The organism is Algoriphagus sp. PAP.12 (assembly GCF_026652115.1).
Lineage (GTDB): Bacteria > Bacteroidota > Bacteroidia > Cytophagales > Cyclobacteriaceae > Algoriphagus.
In genome coordinates this window covers 184673-196600 of sequence record NZ_JAPPSQ010000007.1, presented here as the reverse complement: position 1 = coordinate 196600, position 11928 = coordinate 184673, and the positions used below count along the sequence as shown (strand labels likewise).

Annotated in this window: 11 protein-coding genes; all 11 read right to left on the bottom strand. The window is 35.2% G+C overall.

Annotated elements, in window-relative coordinates:
* Nucleotides 1–222: 222 nt before the first annotated feature.
* The 11 genes from O0V13_RS10880 to O0V13_RS10830 all read right to left on the bottom strand — a co-directional run bounded on the left by O0V13_RS10880 (nucleotide 223) and on the right by O0V13_RS10830 (nucleotide 11923).
* Nucleotides 223–1923, bottom strand: coding sequence for a capsule assembly Wzi family protein (locus O0V13_RS10880; RefSeq protein ID WP_268034992.1), 1701 nt, complete (start codon nucleotides 1921–1923; stop codon nucleotides 223–225).
* Complete coding sequence (locus O0V13_RS10875) at nucleotides 1920–2774, bottom strand: glycosyltransferase family 2 protein (RefSeq protein ID WP_268034991.1); 855 nt, start codon at nucleotides 2772–2774, stop codon at nucleotides 1920–1922. Before O0V13_RS10875 ends, O0V13_RS10880 begins: the two co-directional genes overlap by 4 nt.
* Nucleotides 2775–2780: 6 nt before the next feature.
* Nucleotides 2781–3536, bottom strand: coding sequence for a glycosyltransferase family 2 protein (locus O0V13_RS10870; protein ID WP_268034990.1), 756 nt, complete (start codon nucleotides 3534–3536; stop codon nucleotides 2781–2783).
* On the bottom strand, nucleotides 3536–4300 hold the full coding sequence (locus O0V13_RS10865) for a glycosyltransferase family 2 protein (RefSeq protein ID WP_268034989.1): 765 nt from the start codon (nucleotides 4298–4300) through the stop codon (nucleotides 3536–3538). Before O0V13_RS10865 ends, O0V13_RS10870 begins: the two co-directional genes overlap by 1 nt.
* Nucleotides 4282–5484: a hypothetical protein gene (locus tag O0V13_RS10860; protein ID WP_268034988.1), complete on the bottom strand. Its 1203-nt coding sequence runs from the start codon at nucleotides 5482–5484 to the stop codon at nucleotides 4282–4284. Before O0V13_RS10860 ends, O0V13_RS10865 begins: the two co-directional genes overlap by 19 nt.
* A gap of 2 nt (nucleotides 5485–5486) precedes the next feature.
* Nucleotides 5487–6503, bottom strand: a complete 1017-nt coding sequence (locus O0V13_RS10855; protein ID WP_268034987.1) for a glycosyltransferase family 2 protein — start codon at nucleotides 6501–6503, stop codon at nucleotides 5487–5489.
* Complete coding sequence (locus tag O0V13_RS10850) at nucleotides 6448–7542, bottom strand: hypothetical protein (protein WP_268034986.1); 1095 nt, start codon at nucleotides 7540–7542, stop codon at nucleotides 6448–6450. Before O0V13_RS10850 ends, O0V13_RS10855 begins: the two co-directional genes overlap by 56 nt.
* A 22-nt stretch (nucleotides 7543–7564) precedes the next feature.
* Nucleotides 7565–8431, bottom strand: coding sequence for a glycosyltransferase (locus O0V13_RS10845; protein WP_268034985.1), 867 nt, complete (start codon nucleotides 8429–8431; stop codon nucleotides 7565–7567).
* Between the two features lie 36 nt (nucleotides 8432–8467).
* Nucleotides 8468–9088, bottom strand: a complete 621-nt coding sequence (locus O0V13_RS10840; RefSeq protein WP_268034984.1) for a DapH/DapD/GlmU-related protein — start codon at nucleotides 9086–9088, stop codon at nucleotides 8468–8470.
* Between the two features lie 22 nt (nucleotides 9089–9110).
* Nucleotides 9111–9866, bottom strand: a complete 756-nt coding sequence (locus O0V13_RS10835) for a hypothetical protein (RefSeq protein WP_268034983.1) — start codon at nucleotides 9864–9866, stop codon at nucleotides 9111–9113.
* A 650-nt stretch (nucleotides 9867–10516) separates the two neighbouring features.
* Nucleotides 10517–11923: a lipopolysaccharide biosynthesis protein gene (locus tag O0V13_RS10830; protein ID WP_268034982.1), complete on the bottom strand. Its 1407-nt coding sequence runs from the start codon at nucleotides 11921–11923 to the stop codon at nucleotides 10517–10519.
* Between the last annotated feature and the right edge of the window lie 5 nt (nucleotides 11924–11928).

Below are 11928 nucleotides of genomic sequence, written 5' to 3'. Positions count from 1 at the left end.
CTGACTACAGCTTCGCCCCTTCAGTCCCAGGGACTTAGCTCTTGTTTTTATTTTGAAATTCTAAAAATGAAAATTGAGGAAATTTGAGAAAACCTCCCAAACCCCTTTAAAATGCTCATTTTTAATTTTTTTTAATGATAAAAAGTGAGTACTAAAATTACTCACTTGACATTGTGATAGCAAAACTAACAGAAATTGAATGAAAAAAAATCTTGGAAAAATCTATTGTTTATTAAATCTATACACTAGGTTCAATTGAGAGTAAATAGACCCTACATTGCTCCCAACTGGAAAGTCAGGTCTACTTTCTGGCTCAACCTGCCATTGATAGTTGAAAGCTTTAATAAATTGAAGTTTTCCACTTAATATCACTCTATTCCATTGTTCGTCCCAAAGAATTCCAATACTTAAATCTATCCAGGGATTCCTTTCAGGATTTTGACCAAACGCACGGGAATAAAAATCTTGATTATTGGCGAGCCTTTCCAATAAAATGCCCCTTTTATTTAAACCCCTTACTTTCGAAAGTTCAAGAGTTTGAACATTAGAACCTACACCTGCTCCCACACCCAAGGCTTCTCCTCTATTTACAAATCCCCTTGCCAATCCATGAGTATGCCAGGTTTGATTCCCTATCAACCCTGGATATCGAACATACCTATTTATGGATTCTTGCTGATGAGTAATTTCTCCACGAATTTGAATGAACTCTCCTTCACTTGGAAGAGAAAATAATTTTTGAATACCAACCAGATAGGCCCTAGCATGCTCTGGATTTAGGAAAAAATCCCTCCAGTTAAAAGCATGATCTCTTCTTCCCATTTCACCATAAACTTCCATCTTGGCTTTTGGAATTAAATATCTAAATGACATTGAAACCTGCTGATCCTGGCCACGACTATCATAGGCCACCGAATTTCCATTTTGGAATAAAGTTTCCTTTTGGAAAACTTCAAAAATTGGAAAATAACCATTAAATGTCTTCTCCCGGTATTTATTGTATTGCTGAAAAGTTCTGTTAAATCCTACAAACAAATTTGGAAGAAAAACCGGGTTATAGCTGATATGAATTCCATTTAAATACCTCCAATCTCCATCGAATTTTCGAAAGTATCTATCATTCTGAATTTCATTTTGGGTTGGTGCTAATAGAGAATTCTCCAATTTACCCGATAGGATTTGAGCCTCAAACTTCCCAATCGGGGTTCTAATAGGTCTATTGGTTTTCAAAGTTAAATGAGGAAACCCCTCTGCATTGGCACTAAATGTTAAAGAATTAAACTGACCAGGTCCCCACCAAATATTTTCAGTTGAAATACCCGCCGAGATGGGACCAAAAACAAGCATTGCCGAAGATTGTCCCCACCAAAATCTTGAAATTGGATCATCCCCAAATCTCTCAGGATTATCCCCATTATTCCAATAAAAAAACCGTGCACTTACCACCCCTCGAGGGTATTCTTCGCCAAACCCTTGAAAAGGCAAGTTTTGAACATATACATATTCTGGTTGAAATTGTACCTCTAAAAAATGAAATTTGGCAAAAAATCCTGTGGAAATATAGGTTTGAAAACCAACATTGGGAAGCAATCCTTTGTTTCCCCATCCATAAGGCCTTTTTGTGTTGATAGCATTTGACATCACCAATGGAAGTGACGAAAAACGAATTTTTCTCAGCGAATTCTTCCCACTAATTTCTTTAGAATAAAAGTTCTCAATGGAACTAAAGGTATGACTAGTATCCTTAGGAAAAAGCCGGATCGGTCGAATTTGGAAAGAGTAACTGTTTGAAACCTCACCTAACACCTGCCCTCTTCGCACAGCTTCCTCGAAGATGGGAATACCGGCATTAAGGTTTTGAGCAAGAACAAAACCACAATTCAGAAAGGTTAAATATGTGAAAACTAAAAACGTTCTCATCATAGCCTGCCAGCAGATTTTCCAAAGAATACTTTCATTGATTCTACAGCTTCTACCCAGCGGAGTTGCTGTTTAATCCACATAAAATCAAGCTTTTGTCCGATTGTAACATTTTCCAAACCAGAAATTTGCTGGATATCATCCACTCTGACCCGAAACTTTCCAATTAATTTCAAAAATATCAACCCTTTTCCTGAACCTGAAGGAAGTCTTCCTCCAAACCTTACAGCTTTTGTTTTTAATTGATTCCAACTTTCTCTTGCTGGATGTTCCACTTTCAAATTTTCATCATAAACAATTCTAAACCCACCCCTGACAGCTCGGTTGCAAAATTCAGAGTCGCCTCCAGTCATCAATTGCGAATTGAATTGACCTACTTTTTCAAAAACTTCCTTTTTTACAAGGAGATTTGCAGTGACTCCAAAACTCTCTTTTTCAACATATTTTTTATTTGGAAACGCAAAGGCCTGATCAAATTTTGAAAATCTTGAGTTAGAAATACTTTTAACGAGAATATTTCCCGCATACAACTCCGCTATCCCAGAATGAGTCAGAAAATCTGCTCTTTTTAACCATAGTAAATCTGGGATACAATCAGAATCAGTAAATAGAACCCAGGTTCCGCAAGCATGCTCCAATGCTTTGTTTCTAGCTGCATAAGAACCAGGCTTTTTTTCAGTCAAAATAGATAAATAGAACCCATAGTCAGGAAATTCTGGTAATGGATCCTCTGGCAGATTATTAACCACCAGCACTTCAAGCTGAGAATGAAAATCACGCTGGATGGAAATTGTTTCTAAGCACTTTTTCAGCCTAGTCCAATCTTTATAAACCGGGATAACGATTGATATCAATTTGGATTACTTCTTTCTTTTGTGAAAGTAAGTTTTCAAAACTCCAAAAAATGAATAATGGATAAAATAATATCCTGCTTCAAAAAAATTCAAATTTTCAAATTCTCTATAAACTCTCCACTGATATTTGGCTGCTTTAAGTTTATTACCTGAAATGGAGTCCTGCCTTAGTCTATAAATCGAAAGTGGCTCATTCAAACCATAAGCAAAAGGAATCTCTTTTAATATTTTTAACCACAATGCAAAATCTTGTCTTCTAGAAATAATTGGCATGTACATTTTACCCAACAAGTGAGTATCATACATTACCGTAAGACATCCTATTGAACAAGTTTTTAATAATTCATTATGGCTTACTTTCTCTCCAACCTCTTGGATACCTACTATTTTGTTACCCTTAAGCTTCTCATAAGCTGTATAGGTAAACGCATATTCATTTTTCTTAATGAATTCAAGTTGCTTTTCTAGCTTAGTAGGTTTCCATAAGTCATCTGAATCTAAAAAAGCTATATACCTACCTTTTGCAAGCTCTATTCCCTTATTTCTAGTAATTGCTGCACCTTGATTATGAGGGTTTTTTAATAATTTAATTCTCGAATCTTTGTTTTCATATTTTTTCAAAATTTCTAATCCATCATCAGAAGATTTATCATCCACTAGAATTAATTCCCAATCAGAAAAAGTCTGAGCCAACACGGAATCAATAGTTTCCTCAATATGGTCATAAGCGTTATGAACAGGGGTAATAATAGATACCAACATTAGTGTCTATGGATTGAAAAATAACCTAAACTTGCCTCTTTAATTGCACTGACAAAAGAAAGCATTTTGCCTTTCTTGACAAATTGCTTTCCTAGAAATAATATCCCCAATGTGAGACTTGGAGAAAATCCATACAATCTTTTCACAACAGCTCCCTTACTTCTATAAAAATTTTTATCCAAAACTTTGCCTGAGCTTTCACGAGGATGAAAAACTATCGTTTCTGGCACATATCGAACCTTTAAACCGGCATTAAGTGCATCATTTAAAAATATCACTTCCTCTCCACTTGGGTATTTTGCACCCAAGCCAAACCTTTCATCGAACATTATTCCTTTTTTTTTAATGGATGTAACCTTGATCGCTATCTCAACGGATGACACGCGATAGATGCTACTCCTCGTATGTTCAAATGACTCTTCCGAGTAGGAGTTTTTGTAGCATTCACCCTCCGGGGTTTCAATCTTAAAAGTTAAAATATCTGCATCTGGATAGTTTTGAAATGCATTGATGACTTTCTCTTCGACATCATCTACAAATTTCACATCCTCATCAGAAATCAATGCAAAATTTGCATTTGAATTTTTTATAGCTCTGTTTCGGCTTTTGGAAAGTCCTCTTTCATTAAAAGACAAAAAAGTAAGGTTTTCACTTTGAACTTCCTCACCGATTGAATTTTGTGAAATCACCAATGCAGGAGCAGGCAATCCTTCAAAATCATTGCTTTTTGGATTTAGAGTGGAGATTAAAATCTGAAAAACCATCTGAATTTAGAAATGTTAATTGAAAGCCCATATGAAACAATCCCCATAATCAACAAAGTAGAAGGTAATCTATGTCTTACCGCTCCCAGTAGGTGAAACTCAAAAAAACAGGACATTCCAATGTATATTAGTGCGAAAAGAAGCCATAAACTTTTTGATTTAGCTGGCTTCCATAAAACCACACCAAGGAATAAAATAAATAGCGTGAACAGACCATCTGCGAAATAGGCAATCTTGGTCCAGAACGGAATAAAAATCAATACTGGAAATGGGGCCAATAAAAACTGGAAAAACAAGCCTGGAAAATCCAAAAATAAATCCAACCAACTGGTCCAGTTAACCTCAGGATATGTCACTCCAGATTCGAAATAGTTTAGTCTTTGGACATTTCTGAATAAAGATAGGCTTTCGGGAGATATAGAAATTCTTAAAATACTTTGGGACAAAAAATTAAGTCCCAAGAAAAAAACGGGAATGAGTATTACAATCGTCGAAATTATTGCCGATTTACTCCATTTTAAATTAAAGAAATAACGTGCTCCAAGTACTATGAAAAAGTAAAGTACTAACTGAATTCTAAGGATAGCGGCAAGAATCACTCCTAAAATCAAAAATACATTGAGAAGATTCTTACGGGACATTCCATAAAAAAACAATCCCAGGGCCAAAACAAAATAACTTTCACGAAGTGGTGTAAAGGAATAAATAATAATCGAGGGCATAAAGGCCGACAAAATGAGGAAAAAGCGCTGAACCCAAACATCAGTTATTTCATAGAATTTATTAAAAGCACCAGCTATCAATATCAATCCCATCTGGAAAAACATAATATTGAATAAGAAGTAATTAAAAATAGATTTCAGTGAAGCCCAGTAAATGGGAATTGCCAATAATTTATACCCCACCTTTACTCCTATTGATTGATTATCTGGAGTCACTCCGGTCTCTAATATCCTCGTAAACAAGTTTGTATCGGGAAAGTATGGTATGAGTTTGATTTTAAAATCAATCAAGCCAATCAAAAGATAGAAAAGAAGTAAAGCGAAAAAATGGACATTCAAGTATCTATTGTCTTTTAATAAAATCAATTTGGAAAATCCTATCAGAATCAGGTAAACCATTAAAAAATAAAATGGCAGACTTATTACGTCCTGAAAATCAATATTTGCGTAATATGCCTTCAAACCTAATTTCTCTTTCTTCTATAAAGTTTATAAATCCCAAAAGACAATACTTTTCTAATCCGACTTGAGGATTTAAGATATTTCCCTTCTAATAAAAACATCATCTTCGCCTCAATCGGAAGCCTTTCTGTTTTTTCCTTAAAAAGGCTTTGGAGAACTTTCAAATCACTGCTATTCAATACTTCTTCGAATCTAAACATCAAATACAATAACAATCCGAAGGTTTTTAAAAGTACTCCCTCATGTTTCAGTTTATGGAGAAATAGAATTCCTTGGTCTAAGACAAACCGTCTTTTTTCCAAACTAATTTGGGTATGAAATGTAGACTTCCTATAGAAGGAAGTAAAGTCAACTTTCTCATCCACCCATATTCTTACCTCCTTCGAATTCAAAGCTCGAACGTGTAAATCCACATCTTGAAACCTTTGAAGGTCAGTATCAAATCCATTGATTTTATTAAAAAATTCTTTCCTCCAAAGCCCACTACTTGTATGCCAAGGAATCTGATAATCCAGGAACAAATCTAGGTATTCGTCAACTGAATTAGAGGAGCTTAACAAATTCGAAAACGGTGTAGAATCTTCTGTTTTTTCCAAAAAATTACCTGTGTGGAAAATGGCCAAATCCAATTCTGAATTCAATTTGGATAATCGATAATCGAGACAATTTTGAGATAACAAATCATCTGCATCCAGAAACAGAAGAAAATCTCCCTTCGCCAACTCAGCCCCATAGTTTCTACAGGAATTTGCTCCTTTCAAATAAGAACTTGGCCTATGAAATAATTTAAACCTTTTGTCCTTATCCTCAAATTTAGAAACTATTTGAGTCGAATTATCAGTAGATCCATCATCAACGATAACGCATTCCCACTCCTTTAATTCCTGATTTATAAGAGACTCTAAAGTTTCTTCTAAATGCGCAGAATTGTTGAAACAAGGTATTACAACAGAAATTCTGACCTCAGTTGGAATCGCTTTGTTGAATTTTGAAGTATAGGAGAATATAAGAGGCGGCAATCACAGCCAAGCCTAGAAAAAATCCCAAGACAAGTGAAAAGGCCAATGTCATAGGCAATCTAGGTGATGTCGGTTTATTTGGGACATAGGGTGGTTCTATCTGGGAAAAAATTGGTTTAAGGCTATTAAGTTTCACTTTAGCCAATTCTAATTCTTGCGATATGGTCCTGAACAATTCAAATTTCAAGCTATACTCTGCATTCAAATTTTGTTCTATAGCTTTTAGACTTTCCAATGTAATGCCTTGATTTCTCTCTCGATATTTGGTCAAGGTGTTTTGAGCCTCTTTATAGTTCTTCTCAGCCACCAAATATTGCCCTTCAAGGTAATTCACTTGATTGGATTGTTTTTCAAGGACATAACGACTAGAATATTTTTCAATCAAATTTTTTACTTTTTTAGAAAACTGGAAAGACAAATCAGCCTCTGGCATTTCTGTATCCAAATTCAAAAGAGAGCCTTCTGGAGAAACAGAAATCCGTTTGGCAATTTGTCCCATTGCATACATTTCCAAAGGAGCAAATCGCTCTCTTTCTGGAGATTGAAGAGAGTCATATTGATTTGAATTAACAGCTATTGGACTTTTATAAATCGAAGTAGGGCTCTTCAAAAATTTTGAAAGTGAATTTTCCGGCTTCGTTTCAACCATGTATTTGAATATCGAAACAGAATCTGCATAAAGTTCAGATTTGACCTGTGTTTTCATCAATTCTTCTAAAAATGGCTTACTCTGTACGATTACAGGATAAAGCGCTGGATCCAAAAATGCGGCTTCTGCACCACCACCTCCCAGACTAATACCAGAGAGCTGAGCCAAGGAACCCAATCCACCTGCACTGCCAGAACTTTCTTGGGATTCAATCAACAAAACTGTATGAATTTGATAAGAATCAGGAGTTGTCGCATAAATCAAAATACCAATTCCTGCCAAACAAGCCATCGTTATAATCAGCAGTTGGATCTTTTCCTTAAATAGACGAATTAGATTCATTAATGTAAATTCACCCGATTCTAAAATATCTATGGTGTTTTTCTTCATATTCTTTAAAAGATACTCCTTATTAATGTCTTTGGGCAGCTTTTCCTTGATGTGCTAGCAAATACATCTCTTTTATTCCAATCCATTCCAAATACCAAACAGCAAAAAACAATTTAATTCTTTCTTTCAATGGGATGTCTTTTCTCAAAAGAAGAGAAACTCTGGGCCTCAAGATATTTAATGTGAATTTAAGCTTTTCAAAATTTCCAAAATCTTTAAAAAAACGATAATACATCCCACCAGATGTCCGCTTCTTTTTTGAAATCAAGGAACTGAATTTCTTTCTTGCTGGATGTAATACCAAAGTATCATTTCCATATACTATATTAAAACCAGAAGAAGTAGCCCTACTTGTCCATTCAAAATCTCCACCTGAAAGTAGCTTTGTTTTAAATGGTCCGATCACTTCTGCTACTGCTCTTTTACAAAACAGATTAGCAGTAATACTTTGTCCTCTCTCCTCAACATTCCTTTTTTGCTTAAAATTGAATGTTTTTTCAAACAAATAAGTCAACTCATCTCCTCCTTTTTCTTTAAAAAATTCTACTCTACCTCCAACTAGGTCTGCTCCATTTTTCAAATATCTTAAGCCATTTTCTAACCATTGTGGATCTGGAATACAATCCGCATCCGTAAAAGCGAAAATTTCGCTCTGAGCCAGCTCAACACCTAAATTCCTGGCACAATAAGAACCCGGATCTTTTTCAAAATATAGTTTGGCATTATTTGGTAGTAGTATGTCTTCTGGTTTCGTATCACTTGGATCATTATTAATCACTAAAATCTCAAACTCCTCCTTTGGAAGGCTTTGCATATCCAATGCTTCCAAACACTTTGACAAATAATCCCAACTCCGATAGGTAGGAATAATGACCGATACTTTTAACACTCTATTGTAATCTTTCGTAAAGTGCAGAATACCTCATTAATCTTTAATTCTGCAAGGAACTCCATATGCAACAACACCATCAGGAATATCTTTTGTGACCACAGATCCGGCACCGATTTTACAATTTCTTCCAATCTTAATACCGGGAAGAACCACAGCACCAGCTCCTATTTGAGTAAGCTCACCAATCGAAACATTTCCAAGGACTAATGCCCCTGGCCCTACCTCAACGAATTCACCTAGACTACATTCATGATGAACTTTGGCCCCCACATTAATCAATGAACCTAGTCCGATTTTCACCTCTGGGCCTATAAAAGCCTGACTCATGGTATCAAATTCTCCATAGGAAGAATTACTGATAATTGAGCTTCTTGATTGGATTGGAAGAAACATTCCGCCCAAACTCACCAATTCAGAATAGATTTTTTTTCTAAGGGTTGAGCTTCCAATTCCTAAACAGAACTGAAAACCTGAAGTAATAACACCTTTTATTTCCTCTTGGGTATGAAGCACCTTAACTGAATCCTTAAATAACGTTTTGTCTCGGTCTTGATCATAACAAAACAAGCTTTCTTTCAATTTTTCGGAATGCAAAGAAATCAATTCGTCAAATAACTCCAATCCATGTCCTCCTGCTCCGGCTACTAAAATCATGTTTTCTAAGGGATATATTTGATCAACAAAAATTATCCAATACAGTCTTCAAATCGATTGACTCCACTTGCTTTCTTTTTCCAATATTTTCCTGAATTGCACTCAATAACCTTCTTGAATCTGAATCAATCCCGCCTGCTGCAATTTCACTTTCTATTAAATGCCTATAAGCGATCTCACCATTTTTTTCAAGAATAATACTAAAGGTACCAAGATCCGCTGCCTCGGAAATACAGCCAGAAAATTTAGAAATGTGGAGATCAACATCTTTCAAAAGAGATGGTAATGGGCTTTCATTCGCCAATTTCCATAAATTCTCATTATAGATTCCAAGTAATTTCAATTCACTTATGAGCTGATGAACCTGTTCGGTATTTATCCTCGGGTGTAATCTTACCAACCAATCAAATTCTTCTTTGGTTTCTTCCATTACCTCCAAAACATAGTCATCTATTAAAGGGTGTATAGGTTGTAATGTATAAAGTATAGAAGCTTTAGTTTTGCTCAGTTTTTGTACCAGATTACTTAAATAGTAATGCCAAGGATTGCCACCAACAAGTGTTTTAAAATTGGAAAATTTGAAATTCTCGATTAGTTGAGACTCCGTTTTTTGATCCCACAGCCAAAAAACATCTGGCAACAAGGAATAATTTTGCTTAAATCCTGAATAGGCCGGATGCATATTTCCTTGAGTTCCGTGTTGAATATCGATACATGATATCCCTCGCTTTTTGGCAGCAATCAACAATCCAAAGCAAGGAAGATTATAATAGGACAACAGAAATATTTTTTTCGGTTTTGTTTTACTTAATATCCATTCAAAACACATGGACCAAACATTTACCTTTTTTAGGGTTTCCAAAACCTCCAATTTAAGGCTGTTTTTAGTACAACTAAGCTTGGTTGAAACAAAATCTTCGAATTCAACAAACCCATTCCACTTGGAAAAATCAATATTTTCTTGCCGAGATTCTCCTTCAAAATATGAATAGAGATATTGAATATTTATCCCTCTTTCTTTATAAGTATTATGGTTAGAAATATGTCCATATTCAAAAAATTTGAAACTCTTTTGGTTCTCTTCGAGGTAATTTCCAATCGGATCATAAAATTTATTTAAAGAGCTTTCCTGAATTGTTTCCCTAAAATTCCCTCCACTAAAAAAAAGAAATTCAATTTGATCCAACTCCAGTTTATCGATAGTTAGACCTATGATTTTTCTTTTTACAAAAGATTTAAATGATTGCCTTATACCCTTTCTTTGAATCCTGTGATGAGATTGTATTTGGCTGTTCCAAAAGATTTTCAAGAAAAAGTAAGTTTTGAGAATTGGCCAAACTTTTACATCTCTATAAATCCAGGATTCGGTTTCAAAATCAGCTTCAATCTTATTAAAAAACTGAATTATTTCTTTCCTTTCATTAAAGTTCATTTGGTCAGTTTTCTTTTAAAGAATAATCCCGACATGAGTGTAATTATCAGTACCCCACCAGTAACAATCAACTTCAAACCCAATGGCAAATCAGCCAAATAAAAAGCCGCTAAGGTCAAAAACAAGGTCAAAAACAGCCATTTTAAGGGATGATAATTTACAAGATTCACCTTCTTGATTGACGGGATAAAATAACCGATATACCCCATAAACATCAATGATACAAAGGTAGTATAAGCAGCCATTTCAAAACCAAAACTGGGGATAAATACCAAGTTTAGAATAACATTCATTAGGCCAGCTACAAAAGTAACTTTCCAGACAATATTAGTTTTCTCAACAAAAAACAACTTATTGACCGACCCCATATACATCGGTCGATAATTATAACTCATAACAATTACTACACCTAAAGAGTACATCTCTGCCAAACCCGGACTTCTTAGCAAGAAAGCAAAAAGTTCTTTCAACCATATACTCATCAAAAAGGTCATAACCAGAAACCCAAACTGCAAACCGAAGATAAGATCTCTTGCTGCCTTATCGTTTCCCTCTCTGAACTTCTTGGTCATCATAGGTGCAACTGCAAATCCTGCGGCGACACCCAATTGTTGAAAAATATTCCCTACAGTATAAGCAGCATTGTACTTCCCTATTTTATCTACTCCCACTCCCACCATATCCATTACCATCTTGTCCGAAGAATTCAAAAGATAAGTGGAATAATAGTGGGGGACTGTCGGTAAACTCACTTTCAATGAGTTCTTTATGAGTCTCCATTTAAAATTGAAAATTGGAACTAAACCAAAAATGAAATTTACTGGATAATAGTAAGAAGCATTGGATAAAATAGTAGCAATAAAATTGGACCAAAACCAACCCATATAACCAAGTTTCAAATAGGATATAAAATAGAGGTTCAAAATTACCGTCAAGACACCAAAAATCATTGTCCTCATTCCAATTGCCAAAGGCTTTTGCTTCAATTGGTAATAGGTCGTCCCAATATTTCCTACAGGACCAAAAAGAACCAATGGTGCAACATTAAGAGCCATGATTAACAATCGGTTTTCATAGGCTATTTCTGGTACTACCCAATAAATCAGCAAGCCTAAAAGGAGGGCATAGACAAGATTCCACAAGGTAAGGAATCCATAAATTTGCCTCCAGGCCCACTTATATTGAGAAGGTGATTTATAAAAGGAATTGACCAAAATGACTCGTAGCCCCAAAAAAGCCAAAACTGCAATACTACTTGTATAGGCTGTCATGATACCTGCTACCCCAAAATCCAACTCTGTCAAGTCCTGAGTGATAATAGGCAGAATGAAAAGCTGAGCTACTTTCGGTATTTGGGGAGCAAGGCCATAAATAAGTGTATGGCTGAATAATTTTTTAAACATAAACT